The organism is Palleronia sp. (assembly GCF_042089775.1).
Lineage (GTDB): Bacteria > Pseudomonadota > Alphaproteobacteria > Rhodobacterales > Rhodobacteraceae > Palleronia.
In genome coordinates this window covers 30,457-45,108 of record NZ_JBELKF010000023.1, presented here as the reverse complement: position 1 = coordinate 45,108, position 14,652 = coordinate 30,457, and the positions used below count along the sequence as shown (strand labels likewise).

At 66.7% G+C, this 14,652-nt stretch carries 14 protein-coding genes and 1 tRNA gene; 10 read left to right on the top strand and 5 right to left on the bottom strand.

Annotation, left to right across the window (positions count from 1 at the left end):
- Window positions 1-1,372: phosphate ABC transporter permease subunit PstC (gene pstC / locus ACFDS3_RS08315; RefSeq protein ID WP_375261888.1), on the bottom strand; the 1,372-nt coding region annotated here is incomplete at its 3' end.
- Between the two features lie 72 nt (window positions 1,373-1,444).
- Window positions 1,445-2,497, bottom strand: coding sequence for a substrate-binding domain-containing protein (locus ACFDS3_RS08310; protein WP_375261887.1), 1,053 nt, complete (start codon window positions 2,495-2,497; stop codon window positions 1,445-1,447).
- A 282-nt stretch (window positions 2,498-2,779) separates the two neighbouring features.
- On the opposite strand from ACFDS3_RS08310, the gene ACFDS3_RS08305 reads away from it, so the two are divergent.
- Window positions 2,780-2,905 carry a hypothetical protein gene (locus ACFDS3_RS08305; protein WP_375261886.1) on the top strand — a complete coding sequence of 42 codons (126 nt, stop codon included), beginning with the start codon at window positions 2,780-2,782 and terminating at the stop codon, window positions 2,903-2,905.
- A gap of 162 nt (window positions 2,906-3,067) precedes the next feature.
- Complete coding sequence (locus tag ACFDS3_RS08300; protein WP_375261885.1) at window positions 3,068-4,114, top strand: YihY/virulence factor BrkB family protein; 1,047 nt, start codon at window positions 3,068-3,070, stop codon at window positions 4,112-4,114.
- 18 nt (window positions 4,115-4,132) lie between these two features.
- Here ACFDS3_RS08300 and ACFDS3_RS08295 read toward each other — a convergent pair whose 3' ends face one another.
- Genes ACFDS3_RS08295 through ACFDS3_RS08285 form a run of 3 tightly spaced genes read right to left on the bottom strand, consistent with a single transcriptional unit; the run spans window position 4,133 to window position 7,379 of the window.
- Window positions 4,133-5,455, bottom strand: coding sequence for a mechanosensitive ion channel family protein (locus ACFDS3_RS08295; RefSeq protein ID WP_375261884.1), 1,323 nt, complete (start codon window positions 5,453-5,455; stop codon window positions 4,133-4,135).
- Between the two features lie 47 nt (window positions 5,456-5,502).
- Entirely contained in the window at window positions 5,503-6,204 is a 702-nt protein-coding gene (locus tag ACFDS3_RS08290; RefSeq protein WP_375261883.1) for an RlmE family RNA methyltransferase, read from the bottom strand.
- A 59-nt stretch (window positions 6,205-6,263) separates the two neighbouring features.
- Window positions 6,264-7,379, bottom strand: a complete 1,116-nt coding sequence (locus tag ACFDS3_RS08285; RefSeq protein WP_375261882.1) for a Ppx/GppA phosphatase family protein — start codon at window positions 7,377-7,379, stop codon at window positions 6,264-6,266.
- A gap of 237 nt (window positions 7,380-7,616) precedes the next feature.
- Here ACFDS3_RS08285 and ACFDS3_RS08280 point away from each other — a divergent pair, with 237 nt between their 5' ends.
- The 8 genes from ACFDS3_RS08280 (at window position 7,617) to ACFDS3_RS08245 (ending at window position 14,433) form a co-directional block, all read left to right on the top strand.
- Window positions 7,617-7,913: a virulence factor gene (locus ACFDS3_RS08280; protein WP_375261881.1), complete on the top strand. Its 297-nt coding sequence runs from the start codon at window positions 7,617-7,619 to the stop codon at window positions 7,911-7,913.
- Between the two features lie 30 nt (window positions 7,914-7,943).
- Window positions 7,944-8,861 carry a methylenetetrahydrofolate reductase gene (locus ACFDS3_RS08275; protein ID WP_375261880.1) on the top strand — a complete coding sequence of 306 codons (918 nt, stop codon included), beginning with the start codon at window positions 7,944-7,946 and terminating at the stop codon, window positions 8,859-8,861.
- Window positions 8,858-9,517: an HAD family hydrolase gene (locus ACFDS3_RS08270; RefSeq protein ID WP_375261879.1), complete on the top strand. Its 660-nt coding sequence runs from the start codon at window positions 8,858-8,860 to the stop codon at window positions 9,515-9,517. The genes ACFDS3_RS08275 and ACFDS3_RS08270 overlap by 4 nt, the downstream gene beginning before the upstream one ends.
- Window positions 9,514-10,473: a methyltetrahydrofolate cobalamin methyltransferase gene (locus ACFDS3_RS08265; protein ID WP_375261878.1), complete on the top strand. Its 960-nt coding sequence runs from the start codon at window positions 9,514-9,516 to the stop codon at window positions 10,471-10,473. The genes ACFDS3_RS08270 and ACFDS3_RS08265 overlap by 4 nt, the downstream gene beginning before the upstream one ends.
- 22 nt (window positions 10,474-10,495) lie before the next feature.
- The gene (locus tag ACFDS3_RS08260; RefSeq protein WP_375261877.1) at window positions 10,496-12,508 is read left to right on the top strand and encodes an ASKHA domain-containing protein; all 2,013 of its coding nucleotides are present in this window, start codon (window positions 10,496-10,498) and stop codon (window positions 12,506-12,508) included.
- A 55-nt stretch (window positions 12,509-12,563) separates the two neighbouring features.
- Window positions 12,564-12,637: transfer RNA gene (locus ACFDS3_RS08255), tRNA-Gly, on the top strand.
- Between the two features lie 200 nt (window positions 12,638-12,837).
- On the top strand, window positions 12,838-13,146 hold the full coding sequence (locus tag ACFDS3_RS08250) for a thermonuclease family protein (RefSeq protein WP_375261876.1): 309 nt from the start codon (window positions 12,838-12,840) through the stop codon (window positions 13,144-13,146).
- Window positions 13,147-13,302: 156 nt separating this feature from the next.
- Window positions 13,303-14,433, top strand: coding sequence for a sulfotransferase (locus tag ACFDS3_RS08245; RefSeq protein ID WP_375261875.1), 1,131 nt, complete (start codon window positions 13,303-13,305; stop codon window positions 14,431-14,433).
- Window positions 14,434-14,652: the final 219 nt, after the last annotated feature.

The window sequence follows — 14,652 nt, the reverse complement described above, 5'->3', positions numbered from 1 at the left end:
CGTAGGCTTCGCGGTACTTTCGGACGATGCCGAGCGCGAGAATGTTGATCAGCAGGGTCACAAGGAACAACATCATGCCCAGGGCGAACGCGGCGAGCGTCTTGGGGTTGTCGAAGGCCGTGTCGCCGATCAGCAGGGTCACGATCTGAACCGTCACGGTCGTCACGCTGTCGAGCGGGTTGATCGTCATCTTCGCCATCAGGCCGGCGGCCATCACCACGATCATCGTCTCACCGATCGCCCGGCTGACGGCCAGCAGCACGCCCCCCACGATGCCCGGGATCGCCGCGGGGAACAGGACCGACGTCATCATCTCGCCTCGTGTCGCGCCGAGGCCGAGCGCGCCTTCCCGCAGGCTGCGCGGGACCGCACTGAGCGCGTCGTCCGCGAAGGAAGAGATGAACGGGATCAGCATGATCCCCATGACCCCCCCGGCCGCGAGCGCCGTGTTCGGCGCGATGCTCAGGCCAAGGCTCGCGCCGAAGCTGCGGATCGCAGGTGCCACGGTCAGGATCGCGAAGAAGCCGTAGACCACGGTGGGCACGCCGGCGAGGATCTCCAGCGCGGGCTTGGCGACGGCCCGGACGGACTTGGGCGCGAATTCGTTGAGGTAGATGGCCGAGAAGAGGCCCACCGGCACGGCCACGACCAGGGCGACGACGGTGATGACGAGCGTCCCGAGGAAGACGGGGACCCAGCCGAAGGCACCGGTGGCCGCAACCTGGTCGGCACGGATCGGGATCTGCGGCTCCCAGTTGGTGCCGAAGAGGAAATCGCTGATGGGGACCATCGAGAAGAACTTGATGGTCTCGAACAGCAGCGCCATGACGATGCCCACGGTGGTGAAGATCGCCACGGTCGAGCAGAAAATCATGAGGCCAAGCACGATCCGCTCGACCCCTTGGCGGGCGCGGAACTCGGCCGAAACGCGGCGCCGTGCGAAAAGCGCGAGGGCGACCGACAGCACCGCCACAACGATCACGAGAAGGACGCGGCTCGTCGTCTGCATCGACTGGTAACGGGCGGCCGCTTCCATCTTCCACTCCGGCGGGGTGCCGAAGATGGTGCCCGCAGCGATCGTCTTGATGTCCGCAACCGCAAGCTGGGCTGCGCCGCCGCTCAGCCCTTCGACCTCGCTCACGGGCAGCGACCGCCAGAGCAGCCAGTCGATGACCGGCCCCTGCAGCGCGAGCCACGCGAGGATGACGACGAGGACCGGCACCGCGACGAGAAGCGCCGAAAATAGTCCATGAAGCGACTCCAGCGAGTGCAGGCGTGTCCCGCTGCCGCTGATCTGTGCCGCGGCCCGTCGGTTGAGTGCGTAGCCAAGCGTACAGACCAAGAGAAGGATGGCGAAGGCGACGGCTGTCATGGCGGCGGCTTTCCTAATAGAAACTCCGGTCGACGTCATGCCGACCGGAGCGCGTTTTTCAAGAGGCTCGGATCAGCCCTGCGGAGCTTCCATGCTCTTGGCGTTGACCACGGCTTCCTGCATCTCTTCCCGGCGATCATCGGCCAGGGGAACCAGGCCGCGCTCGGTCAGGTAGCCGCCCGGGGCCAGCGCATCGTCGGAGACATACTCTTCGACGAACTCCTGGAGGTTCGGGATGACACCGCGATGCGCGTTCTTCACGTAGAAGTACAGCGGGCGCGAGATCGGGTAGGACTTGTCGGCGATCGTCTCGGTGCTCGGCTGAACGCCGTCGACCGAAGCGGCCTTCAGGGTGTCCTGGTTCTCGTAGAGGAACGAGTAGCCGAAGATGCCAAGGGCGTTCGGGTCGGCCTGGATGCGCTGAACGATCAGGTTGTCGTTCTCGCCGGCTTCGACGAACGGTCCGTCGGTGCGCATGCGCGAGCAATTCTCTTCGATCCAGTCGCCCGTGTCCTCGACGTCGAGGTTCTGGACATACTCGAGCTCTTCGCAGCCGGCCTGCATCGCAAGCTCGACGAAGGCGTCACGGGTGCCCGAGGTCGGCGGCGGGCCGTAGGCCAGGATCTCGACGTCGGGCAGCTCGGAGTTGATCTCCGACCAACGGGTGTAGGGATTGTCCACCCACTCGCCATCGACGGGAACCTGGGCGCCGAGCGCCTGGTAGATCTCGCCGAGCGTCAGGTCCCACTGGTGCTCGGTGTCACGGGAAACGGCCAGCGAAAGACCGTCGAAGCCGATCAGCGCCTCGGTGATGTCCTCGACACCGTTCTCCTGGCAAAGCTGGTACTCCGAGGCCTTCATGGCCCGCGAAGCGCCGGTCAGGTCGGGATGCTGGGCGCCGATGCCTTCGCAGAAGATCTGCATGCCACCGCCGGTGCCGGTCGATTCGACGACGGGCGACGGCGCGCCGGTCTCGGACGAGAATTGCTCGGCCACGGCCTGGGTATACGGGAACACCGTCGACGATCCGACGATGCTGATTTCCTGACGCGTTTGCGAAACGGCCATCGTGCCGGACGCGATGAGCAGCGCAGCCGCCGAAGTCGCGGTCATTACATTGCGCATGAAAGTCTCCTCATGTGTTTCCCGGGCCGCACCTCGGCAGCCGCTGGCGGCGTGCTAAGCTTCAGACAAGAAACTCCCGTAACAGTTTTATGAAGGTTTTGTAACAGGCGACTCTCGCCGACGCATTCAAAGACCGGCGAAGTTTCCCTCTCGGCCCGTTCAACCGCCGTGCGCTCGTCTCCACCGCGACGTCCTGTCGGTTGACAGAAATCGTGCGTGGTGGCGCAGTCGTGGTGCCCGATGAGGCACTGACCCGGCAGTCACCGGGACGGAGACAAGGACATGATCAAGCTGCGCGAAACAATGGGCGGCATCGCCCTCGCGGCCTTCATGATGACCGGAGTCCCCCTGATCGGCTTCGGCATCATCATTCTCACGCTTGCCACGCGATTCTCCGGATCGATCTGACGGAGCCGGCGCCTGCGGGCGCGCATCCCTCACCCCAGCAGCCATCGACCTGCGATCCAGATCTTGCACATCAAGCTCAGCCTAGGTGAACCGTTGGGCCGTCCTCGTGCGTTCCTGAACGGAGTCGCTGCAAAAGCGAGCCGCTGAAGGAGGTTGATACCAATGCAGGACCGACGAGGCGAAAGCCCCGGGCCCGGTGAAGGGGCCGAACCGCATCCCGAAGGCGATCACCCGGCGGCACCGGCGCCGCCGCAGGAAAAGGACGAGACGGGACGCGGGCGCGACGCATGGCAGCCCCAATCGATCCAGTTGGCCGGCTGGCGTGACATTGCGCTGCGCGTCGGGCGACGGATTGGCCGTGACCTCGTCCCGCTGGTCGCCGCAGGCGTCGCCTTCTTCGGCATGCTCGCGCTTTTTCCGGCGATTGCGACGCTGGCCTCGCTCGCCGGGCTGTTCTTCGATCCCGAGCTCGTCGTCAGCCAGATCGACGGGCTGGAGGGGTTGGCGCCGGCGCAACCGCTCGCGGTGGTGCGCGACCAGGCGGTCGCACTCGCAGGCCAGGCCCCCGGACAGGCCACCGCGACGGCGCTGTTCAGCCTCGTCTTCTCGTTGTTCTGGGCGTCGCGCGGGATCGACAACCTGGTGAGCGGCATCAACATGGCCCATGCCGAGGACGAAACCCGCAACATCATCATGCGCAACGTCGTCTCGCTGGGGCTGACGGCGGTGCTGACCGCGATTACCCTTTCCGCCGTCGTCCTGGCTGGGGCGGTGCCGGCGGCGACGGCGGCGCTGGGCTTGTCCGGCTGGACGGAAACGATCCTCAGGCTTGGGCGCTGGCCGGTGCTCGCGCTCCTGTCGATGGTGTCGATGGGGCTGCTCTACCGGTATGCCCCTGCGCGACGGTCGCCACGGTGGAGCTGGGTCACCCCCGGTGCACTTGTCGCCACAGGGCTGTGGGTGGGCGGCTCGATTCTCTTTTCGCTCTTCGTACGGAATTTCGGCAGCTATCAGCTGACCTATGGCGCGATCGCGGGGGTGGTGATCCTGCTTCTCTACATCTGGCTCACCGCCTTCGTCGTCCTGCTGGGCGCCCTGCTGAACGCCGAGATGGAGCATCAGTCCAGGCGCGACACCACCCGCGGACGGGTCAGACCCATGGGTCAGCGCGGTGCCGAGATGGCCGATACGCTGGGGCGCAAGCCCTGAACCATCGGGCCAACCTGCCTACTCCTGCGGCGCGTCCTTGCGAAGAAGATCTCCCGTTTCCTCCCGCTCGGCTGCGACGAGAGGAATCAGCGCCTTCTCCTCTGACTGGCGGAAGGACTGCGCGTCCGGCTCGGCCGCGGAGTCCTGCCTGGGCGCAGAGGACGGCGGCGGAGCAGGTGAAACCGGACCGGCGCCTTCGATGCGGATGCGGTAGGTCGTGTCGGGAATTGTGACGCCTGCGCCCTCGATGGCGGCCTTGACCAGCCGAAGTGCGTCTCCACGGGCGGATGCAAAGCCGCTTTCCTCCTGGTTGATCCACCCGGAGATCCGCAAGATCGCGCCCGCCTCGATCAGGTTCTCGATCCAGACCAGGGCCTCCGGATCTTCGAGCACGAAGGGAATCGCCCTCAGGGCGTCCTGCGCGATCAGGCGCGTCGATTCGAGGTCCGCATCGGGATCGACACCGATATCGAAGGTAAAGCGCCGGGCCGCGCTGCGGGTGTAATTCACGATCCGGCTCTTGAAAACGACGGAATTCGGGATGCGGATGTGGTTGCCGTCCAGCGACAGAAGGATCGTCGCGCGCGAGGTCAGCCGGATCACCCGGCCAGAGTCGCCCTCGATCTCGACCAGGTCGTTCGGTCGGAACGGTTGCCGAAGGCTCAGCATGACCGAGGCGACGAAGTTCTCGACCGTGTCGCGCACCGCGAAACCGATGGCGAGACCGATGATCCCCGCCGCGCCAAGGATCGTCCCCAGCAGCGCCGCCGCCCCCAGCAGGTCCAGGGCCACCACGAGCCCCGCGATGCCGCAGACGATGCGAACGCCCTGCCGGTAGATGCCCGCAATGAACGCATTCGGAGCGAGACGATCCCACACCGCCATCCGCGCCAGAAGGACGCCGAACCCGAGGATGGCGGCAAAGACCACGGTCGCGAGGAACAGGAGCGGAAGCCGGCCAAGCACCTGGTCGAACCGCGCCCGAAACCGGGAGAGTGCCGGGTCAAGTTGCTGCGAGAGCTCGCCGGCTTCGACAAGATCGTTCCTCACCGCGACGACGCCCTCAAGACGGTTCGCGATTCCCGACGCCTGTTCGCTCACGGCCGGATCGGCGACGTCCCCGCTCAAGGTCACGACGCCGGACTCGACGGAGACGGCGATCCCGTCGCGCTCAAGCGCCGCCAGGATGGCTTTAAGGCGCTCTGCAATCGCCTCGTCCGAGGGCGCATCTTCGACAGCGACACGCGGCGGCTCGGACTCGACCGGCGCCGGAGTCTGGGCCGAGGTCTGAAAGCCCCAGACGATCAGCAGACCGAAGAGAAGAAGGAAGCGCCGCGTCATGGCAAGACCTTTACGGGCAGGCGTCGCAACCTTCCAGCCGCCGCGGCCTAGCCGCGGAAGCCCTGCGCGATCACGAATTTCTCGGCCGAATCCGCGCGGCTCGACGGCGGCTTGACGTTCGCGACCTTCTCGAACCGACGCTTCAGTTCGGCCTGCAGGCTGTCCTCGGCGCCGCCCTGCAGCACCTTGGCGACAAAGGTTCCGCCCTGCTCCAGCACGTCGAAGGCAAGATGGGCCGCCGCCTCGCACAGCGCCACGATCCGCAGGTGGTCCGTCTGCCGGTGCCCCGACGAGGACGCCGCCATGTCCGACATCACCACGTCCGCCGATCCGCCGAGCCAGGCCTTCACCTGCTCGTCCGCGCCCGGCTCCATGAAGTCGAGCTGGTGGATCTCGGCGCCCGCGATGGGCTCGACCTCCTGCAGGTCGACGCCAAGCACGCGTCCCTGCGGCTTGCCGGCCCGCGCGCCGTCCGCGTTGACCCGTGGCACCGCCACCTGGCACCAGCCGCCCGGCGCGCAGCCCAGATCGACGACCCGCGCGCCGGGACGCAGGAACTCGTACTTGTCGTCAAGCTCCATGATCTTGAACGCCGCGCGACCGCGGAATCCCTCGTCCTTCGCCCGCTTGACGTACGGGTCGTTCAACTGCCGCTGCAGCCACCGGGTGGAGGACAGCCGACGCCCGCGCGCCGTCTTGACCTTGACCGTCAGGTCCCGCTGCCCCCGTCCGCTTGTCTTTTTCGCCATGATCGGGCCTCCTGCCCGTTCACTTACGCTGCCTGACCGCCCGCGCAAGAGGCCGTGGATCAGTAAGGCCCGTCTTCCAGCACGCCGTCGGCCGACATCTGTGCATAGAGCAGCCCCTCGCGCAGGCCCCGGTCGGCAACCGACAGGCGGTCCGTGGGCCAGACCCGCAGCAGCGCCTGAAGGATCGCCGCACCCGACATGATCAGCGCCTGCCGGTCCCGTCCGATACGCGGGTCCCTGCGCCGCCCCTCGGGGCCCAGCGTCAGGTAGCTGCGGATCACCGCGTCGATCTGGTCCGAGGTCATGCGTAGCCCGTCGACCCGGTTCCGGTCGTAGCGCTTCAGCCCCAGGTGGCTCGCCGCCACTGTGGTCACGGTGCCCGAGGTGCCGATGATCTGGAAGCCCTCGCGCGCCTGCTCGCGCGCGTAGGGCGCGAAGGTCACGAGGTTCTCCTCGAAATACCAGCTCATCAGGGCGAACCGGGCGGCGTCGTTCTTCACGTCGTCGAATTGCTCGCGCAGGGTCGCAACGCCCAGGGGCACGCTGATCCAGTCCACCACGCGCGCCGCCGGAAAGGGCGAGCCGTCGGCAGGCTTGAACCCCGCATGCAGACGCATGATCGCGCGCGGCCGGTCGTGGCGCGGAACACGGGTGATGTCGATCCACACAAGCTCGGTCGACCCACCGCCGATATCCACGACCAGCAGCTGTTCGGTCTTGGTCGAGACCAGCGGCGCGCACGAGATCACGGCAAGCCGCGCCTCTTCCTCGGGCGCGATGATCTCGAGCGCGAGGCCCGTCTCGCGCCGTGCCGTCTCGATGAAGGCGCGCGCGTTGCTTGCCCTGCGACACGCCTCGGTCGCGACGAGGCGCATGCGGCTGACGCGGCGGCGGTCGATCTTGGACCGGCAGACCTTCAGCGCCTGGATGGTCCGCTCCATCGACGCAAGGCTCAGCCGTCCCGTCGCCTCGAGCCCCTGCCCCAGCTGGACGGACTTCGAGAAGGAATCGACCACGTGTAACTGGTTGCCCTTCGGCTGGGCAATCAGCATCCGGCACGAGTTCGTGCCGAGATCGAGCGCCGCGTAAAGGGACGCAGGATCGGGTTTGTCGGTGCGCGGCTGCTCGACCGTCAAGGGGAACGCGCCCGCACCTATGGGACGCTTGGGCGCCATCTCGTCGCCCTCCAATCGGTTACCCCAAAGCCTAAGGCGCCCCCCCGTGCGAGGCAAGCTCTGTCTCCCAAGCCGCGCTTCAAGATCATGTTGAGCACAATGGGGGATGCCGTGCATGGCCGCGGCGAGCCGAAGGCGTTAGACCTCGCGTCGCTGGAGACCGACATTGCGTCGGGAAACGGCATCGGGTGCGGCAAGGGGCCGCGTATCTGGAACGAACGGACCGGGAGGGGCTGAATGGCCGAGATCACCATCGTCTACTGGCGGGACATCCCCGCACAGGTGATCGCGGGCAAGGGCCGCCGCGGGGTCAAGATCCCCCTGCCCGAACGGTTCGAACAGGCGATCGATCGCGCCGCGATGAAATCGGGCGCGGCCGGCACCGACGACTACCTGGCGGAGTGGCACAAGGGCGCCCCCGTCACGGTCGAAGGGTCGGACGAAGAGGCGGCGCGCAAGGCCGCCGACGAGATCGACGCCACCTACGACCCAGAGCGCCTGCGCGTCCTCATCGACAACGATGGATGGGCGTGATCCCCCGTGCCCCTTTTCCTGGAGCCCCTGATGTCGATCCTGAATTTCCGCCGCAAGACAGCTTCGCAACCGGCCGACATGGGCAGCTTCCTGCAAGGCTACTCGATCGAGGTGATGCCCCGCACTGCAGAGAAGGTCGAGGATTTCCGTGCCCTCCTGCCCCGCGGCACGCGCGTCTACATCGCCCATATCGACGGAACCCCGATCGAGGACATGGTGGCGACCGCGCGACGCATCGCGGGTGAGGGCTTCGACGTGATGCCCCACTTCCCGGCCCGCAGCATTTCCGACGCTGCCACGCTCGCCGATTGGATCGCCCGTTACCAGGGTGAGGCAGACATCCGGCAAGGCCTGATCCTCGCCGGCGGGATCAGCGAACCTCGCGGCGCCTTCGACAACTCCATGCAGCTGCTCGACACGGGCCTCTTCGACAAGGCGGGGTTCACCGATCTCCACGTCGCCGGCCACCCCGAAGGGAACCGCGACATCGACGTGGATGGCGGCGACCGCGCCGTCACCGACGCGCTGCGCTGGAAGCAGGCCTTCGCGGCGCGAACTGACGCCCGGATGGCGATCACCACCCAGTTCTGCTTCGAATCCGCGCCGGTCATCGCTTGGGCCGAGGGGCTGCGTGCGAACGGCATCGACCTGCCCGTGCATATCGGGATCGCGGGACCGGCAAAGCTGCAGACGCTCATCAAGTTCGCCGTGGCCTGCGGCGTCGGTCCGTCGATGCGGGTGCTCCAGAAGCGGGCGCGCGACGTTACGAAGCTCGTCCTGCCCTACGAGCCCGACGAGATCGTCACCGACCTCGCGGCCCACAAGGCTGCCAATCCCGCTTTCCCGATCGAAGGCGTGCACCTCTTCCCGCTCGGCGGGATCGGACTCGCGACCGACTGGGCGAATGCCCGGATTGCCGCCACTACGCAGGATGCTGCCGCTCAATGACCGTTGCGATGCTCTTCGACCTCGACGGAACGCTGATCCATTCCGACCCGATCCACGCGGCGGTGTTCATCGAACTCTTCGCCGAGCAAGGGATCGAGATCGACGAGGCGCACTACTACGACCACATCCACGGCCGCCTGAACGAAGACATCTTCGGCGATGCCTTCCCGGGCGCCGACGCAAAGGCGCTGGCCGACGAGAAGGAGGCCCGCTTTCGCGAGCGCCTCGGGACCGCGGCCGAGCCGATGTCGGGTCTCCTGCCGCTTCTCGACCGCATCAAGGCCGCTGGCTGGCGGACCGCCATCGTCACCAACGCACCTCGCACCAATGCCGACGCGATGCTGGCGGCGATCGGGCTGTCGGATCATTTCGACACGCTCGTGGTTTCGGACGAGCTGGAGCGTGGCAAGCCCGACCCCCTGCCCTACCTGACCGCGCTCGACCGGCTGGGCGGCACGCCCGCCCGCGCGCTGGCGTTCGAGGACAGCCCTTCGGGCGTCACCGCCGCCGCGCGTGCCGGCATCGCCACGATGGGCCTGCGCTCGTCGCTGACCCACGAGCGCCTGACAGACGCCGGCGCCGTCGCGACGCTGGCCGATTTCTCCGACCCGGCCCTCGCGCCCTGGATCGACCGCATCACCAAGGAGACGACATGACCCGCACCGTCCTCGAGTCGCAAACGAAGACCGTCACGATCGGCTTCGACGAGCCCTTCTGCGTCATCGGCGAGCGCATCAACCCCACGGGCCGCAAGAAGCTCGCCGCCGAGCTCGAGGCCGGGGACTTTTCGACCGTGGAAAAGGATGCGCTGGAACAGGTCGCCTGCGGTGCGATGGTCCTCGATGTGAACGCGGGCGTCGTCTACAACTCGAACCCCAACCCGAACGAGACCGAGCCGCCGCTCATGCGCAAGATGATCGAGCTGGTGCAGGGCCTCGTCGACGTGCCGCTCTGCATTGACAGCTCGGTCCCCGGTGCGCTGGAAACGGGGCTGTCGATCGCCAAGGGCCGTCCGCTCGTCAACTCGGTCACGGGCGAGGAAGAGCGGCTCGAGGCGATCCTGCCGCTCATCAAGAAGTACAATGTCCCGGTCGTTGCGATCTCGAACGACGACACCGGCATCTCCGAAGACCCGGACGTGCGCTTCGCCGTCGCCAAGAAGATCGTCCAGCACGCCGCCGATTACGGCATCCCGGCCCATGACATCGTGGTCGATCCACTGGTGATGCCCGTCGGTGCCATGGCCAGCGCCGGGCAGCAGGTCTTCACCCTCGTCCGCCGCCTGCGCGACGAGCTTGGGGTGAACACCACCTGCGGCGCCTCGAACATCTCGTTCGGCCTGCCGCACCGCCACGGGATCAACGCGGCCTTCCTGCCGATGGCGATTGGCGCCGGCATGACCAGCGCCATCATGAATCCCGTCCGCGCCGTCGAGATGGAGGCGATCCGCGCCGCCAACTTCCTGATGAACCACGACCCGAACGGCGGCGAGTGGATCAAGTTCAGCCGCGTGCTCGATGCGGTCGAGGCCGGCACCCCCTTTGCCGAGGCGGCCAAGGCGTCCTCGGACGCCGGATCGGGCCGCGGCAGCCGCCGCCGGCGCCGTCAGTGACCCGTCCCGGACCGGAAACGACATGAGCGAAGACCCCCTCGTCATCTTCACCCCCTCGGGCAAGCGCGCACGCGTGCCCGCCGGCACGACCGTCCTGGCCGCCGCGCGGCGGATGGGGGTCGATCTGGATTCCGTCTGCGGCGGGCGGGGCATCTGCTCGAAATGCCAGGTCTCCCCGCAATTCGGTCAGCACTCCAAGCACGGCGTGACGGTCCGGGACGACGCGCTGTCAGGCTGGAACGCGGTCGAGGCGCGCTATGACGAGAAACGCGGCCTGAAGCCCGGCCGCCGTCTCGGCTGCCAGGCCCAGATCTGCGGCGACGTGGTCCTCGACGTGCCCCCCGAAAGCCAGGTCCACCGGCAGGTCATCCGCAAGGCCGCCACCGCGCGCGAGATCCGCATGGACCCTGCCACCCGCCTCTACTTCGTCGAGGTGGACGAGCCCGACATGCACGAACCCTCGGGCGACCTCGAACGCCTGAACCGCGCGCTCAAGGCGCAATGGAACATCGGCCCGGTCGAGGCCCCGCTGCCGCTTCTGCGCAAGCTCCAGCCCATCCTGCGCAAGGGCGCCTTCCGCGTCACCGTCGCCGTCCACCAGGCGCATCGCGGCCCCGCGCGGCTGATCGACATCTGGCCGGGCCTCTACGAATCCGGCCTCTACGGCCTCGCCATCGACCTCGGGTCAACGACGATCGCGGCGCATCTGTGCGACCTCGACACCGGCGCCGTCCTTGCCTCGGCGGGGCTGATGAACCCGCAGATCCGCTTCGGCGAAGACCTGATGAGCCGCGTCAGCTATTCGATGATGAATCCGGGCGGCGACCTCGAAATGACGAAAGCCGTGCGCGAGGCGATGGACCAGCTCGCCGCCGACATTGCCGCCGAGGCCGGCATCGCCCCCGCCGCCATCGTCGAGGCCGTGATCGTCTGCAACCCGGTGATGCACCACCTGCTTCTCGGCATCGACCCGGTCGAGCTGGGCCAGGCCCCCTTCGCCCTATCCACCTCGGACGCCGTCGAATGCGCCGCGGCCGAACTGGACCTGACCCGCCTCAACCCCGCCGCCCGCGCCTACCTTCTGCCCTGCATCGCGGGCCATGTGGGCGCCGACGCCGCTGCGGTCGCGCTCTCCGAGGAGCCGGGAAAGCAGGACGAACTGTCGCTGATCGTCGACGTCGGCACCAATGCCGAAATCCTGCTCGGCGACCGCAACGGCGTCCTCGCCTGCTCGTCCCCCACCGGCCCCGCGTTCGAGGGTGCGCAGATCTCCAGCGGCCAGCGCGCGGCGAACGGCGCCATAGACGCCGTGCGGATCGATCCCGAAACCAAGGACGTGCGTTTCCGCGTCATCGGCAGCGACCTCTGGTCCGACGACCCCGCCTTCGACTTCGAGGTCACCGGGATCTGCGGCTCCGGCATCATCGAGGCGCTGGCCGAGATGCGCTCCGCCGGCATCATCGACGCCTCGGGCCTCATCGGCTCAGCCGAGCAGGTGGGCACCGACCGCCTCCGCGCCGACAACCGCACGCACCAGTTCGTCCTCTACGAGACCCCCGACCGCACGATTTCGGTCACCCAAGGCGACGTCCGCGCGATTCAGCTGGCGAAATCCGCGCTCTATGCCGGCGCGCGCCTGTTGATGGACGAGCGCGGCGTGGACAAGGTGGACCGCGTGGTGCTGGCCGGCGCATTCGGCGCACATATCAGCCCCAAGCACGCGATGATCCTCGGCATGATCCCCGACGTGCCGCTCGACAAGGTCACCAGCGCCGGCAACGCAGCCGGCACCGGCGCCCGGATCGCCCTTCTGAACCGCGCCGCGCGCGCCGAGATCGAGCAGACCGTGCGCCGCATCCACAAGGTCGAAACCGCGATCGAGCCGCGCTTCCAGGAGCATTTCGTCGCCGCCAATGCCCTGCCCCACGCGGTCGACCCGTTCCCCGAACTGCGCAAGATCGCGCCCCTGCCGGACGTGTCCTTCAACACCGGCGGCGAGGACGGCCGCCAGCGTCGCCGACGCCGCAAGGGCTGAGCGCGATAGGACTTGACCCGGAGCCGCCCCCGGCACTATCTGGGCGGCACGGAGCGCGGGTGTAGCTCAATGGTAGAGCAGCAGCTTCCCAAGCTGAATACGAGGGTTCGATTCCCTTCACCCGCTCCAAATCAAATCCCCTCTCAGAAGCCTTGTTTTCTTGACTGAAGCGCATGTTCAGGCGCCGTATTTTCGGCTTCCAGATCGTGCCTGCAGAGGGAAGAATCGTGAACGAAATGAAGCCTTCGGGAACCTCATTCCCGAAGTTTCTCCCGAAGCCCGAGGCCGTCCTAATGCCCTGTCTCGCCATACTCGCCGTCACAGCCGCCATGATCATTGACGGCGACACGGTGCGCGCGCCGGGGGCGAACGTGCGGCTCACCGGCGAGGGTGGCGCGTCCTTCGACGCCCCTGAGACATGGGAGCCTGAATGTCGCGCGGAGGCGGAACTGGGCGCCCAGGCAACCGATCAGCTCCGCGCTCTGATGCCAGGGCAACTCTGCATCGTCGGCTATGGCGTGGGCTCCTACGGCCGCGACCTGGGTGTCCTCTATGACAGAGACGGGCAGGACGTACGCGGGACACTGATTGAGCGCAGCCTGGCGAAGGGCTCGAAGAACGCGGCCTGGTGCGACTGACCCGCAGCGCTTGTTCTATCGATCAACTGGTGTTTCGGTCCGCCGGAACCTAGTGGTTGCCTCGCGGCCGGCAGAAGTCGCGAAACCACGAGCGGTCGGGAAAGCCGTCCAGGCGCAACCCGCCGTTCTGTCCAGTGAGGCAGGCAGGAGAGCACGATGGTTGAACCGAAGAGGCGGAGGGACAGCAGCGTCGCCCAGGTAGCTGCGCATTATGAGCAGTCCCCAATGCCCAACCTTTTCATCGTCGGAGCGATGAAGGCAGCGACGACAACGCGTGCTGATCAACTTGGCGCACACAGCGAGATATTCGCGCCCGTTCAGAAGGAGCCGAACCTCTTTGCGGAGCTCGATGAGTGCGGACGACCCTACTACAGGCTAGTCGCACCGAAGCTTGGATCGAGCGAGCCGGGCCCGATCTCCAGAACCCCGTCGATAACTGCTGAAGAGTACCGCGACCTGTATCGGGGGTCGGAGGCTTACCGATATCGACTGGACGCCAGCACGAACTACCTCCCGACCCCATGTTCAGCGAAGCTAATCCGCCGTGTGGCTCCGGATGCCAAGATCATTATCTTGCTCCGGAACCCCTATGATCGGGCTTATTCGAGCTTTGCATACCAGCTCTCCCGAGGACGGGAGGCAGTCTCGAGATTCGAAGCAGCCGTCCAGGCCGAGCTGTCGGGAGAGCGAGATGAGTGGGCTCACGCATGGCGGCACATACACACGAGCTGCTATGACGATGCGGTGGCGCGTTTCCAGAACGAATTCGCGCCGGAGCAGGTGAAAGTTCTCCTGTTCAACGATTTCATCAGCGAACCGCGTGCGGTCAACGATGAAATCGCGAGCTTCCTGAGCATCTCCAAGATGGCAGAGGTCCCGAGACTCGCCTCGAACGAGACCTCGATCCCGAAGACGCGCGCGGCCGCGGCGATCAAGGGCGTCCTTTCGTACGGCCCGCTCCGTCGCAAGATGCGGCGCGCTTTACCTCAACGTGTCCAGCGTACGGCAAAGCGGGTCGTCGATGCGAATCTTGCCTGGATCGACTCACGTGGCGAGCGCCCTTCCCGGCCCACTGAGCAGGCACTGAAACGCCTTGCAGAAGTGTTCGAGCCGGAAATCTCGAAACTGGAGAGCAGGCTTCAGCGAGATCTCTCGCGGTGGCGACTTGCTTCCGCCCCACTCGATGATCGTCTGGCGATGAGAGCGCGACCCGCTGTTCCCGCGGCTTCTTCGGCTGAGGAGCGGTCGATGCGGAGTCGAGCGAAAGCTCTCCGACGTCGTCCTTGATGGGTGAGCTTCAACCGGATTCACGCCTCGCGCGAGGCAAACCATAGGTGAGCAGACCTTGGGGCTGGAGATTGAACCGAGGGACGGTTCGCGCTACCTGCGGCGTGCAGGCGTGACGCGGTGATATTCTCCCGGCCGTAGCACGGTCCTTGGACCGGGGCGCTATGTGGGGTTTCCGGCATTGCCGGGTTGGGAGGCCCCACCGCCTGCACCTTCCCC

Bases quoted from the DNA above. Each gene is read 5' to 3' on its own strand.
- ACFDS3_RS08250 (WP_375261876.1), top strand. From the start codon at position 12,838: ATGATCATTGACGGCGACACGGTGCGCGCGCCGGGGGCGAACGTGCGG.
- ACFDS3_RS08290 (WP_375261883.1), bottom strand. From the start codon at position 6,204: ATGGCGAAAAAGACAAGCGGACGGGGGCAGCGGGACCTGACGGTCAAG.
- ACFDS3_RS08285 (WP_375261882.1), bottom strand. From the start codon at position 7,379: ATGGCGCCCAAGCGTCCCATAGGTGCGGGCGCGTTCCCCTTGACGGTC.
- ACFDS3_RS08275 (WP_375261880.1), top strand. From the start codon at position 7,944: ATGTCGATCCTGAATTTCCGCCGCAAGACAGCTTCGCAACCGGCCGAC.
- ACFDS3_RS08305 (WP_375261886.1), top strand. From the start codon at position 2,780: ATGATCAAGCTGCGCGAAACAATGGGCGGCATCGCCCTCGCGGCCTTC.
- ACFDS3_RS08260 (WP_375261877.1), top strand. From the start codon at position 10,496: ATGAGCGAAGACCCCCTCGTCATCTTCACCCCCTCGGGCAAGCGCGCA.
- ACFDS3_RS08270 (WP_375261879.1), top strand. From the start codon at position 8,858: ATGACCGTTGCGATGCTCTTCGACCTCGACGGAACGCTGATCCATTCC.
- ACFDS3_RS08295 (WP_375261884.1), bottom strand. From the start codon at position 5,455: ATGACGCGGCGCTTCCTTCTTCTCTTCGGTCTGCTGATCGTCTGGGGC.
- ACFDS3_RS08300 (WP_375261885.1), top strand. From the start codon at position 3,068: ATGCAGGACCGACGAGGCGAAAGCCCCGGGCCCGGTGAAGGGGCCGAA.
- ACFDS3_RS08265 (WP_375261878.1), top strand. From the start codon at position 9,514: ATGACCCGCACCGTCCTCGAGTCGCAAACGAAGACCGTCACGATCGGC.
- ACFDS3_RS08310 (WP_375261887.1), bottom strand. From the start codon at position 2,497: ATGCGCAATGTAATGACCGCGACTTCGGCGGCTGCGCTGCTCATCGCG.
- ACFDS3_RS08280 (WP_375261881.1), top strand. From the start codon at position 7,617: ATGGCCGAGATCACCATCGTCTACTGGCGGGACATCCCCGCACAGGTG.
- ACFDS3_RS08245 (WP_375261875.1), top strand. From the start codon at position 13,303: ATGGTTGAACCGAAGAGGCGGAGGGACAGCAGCGTCGCCCAGGTAGCT.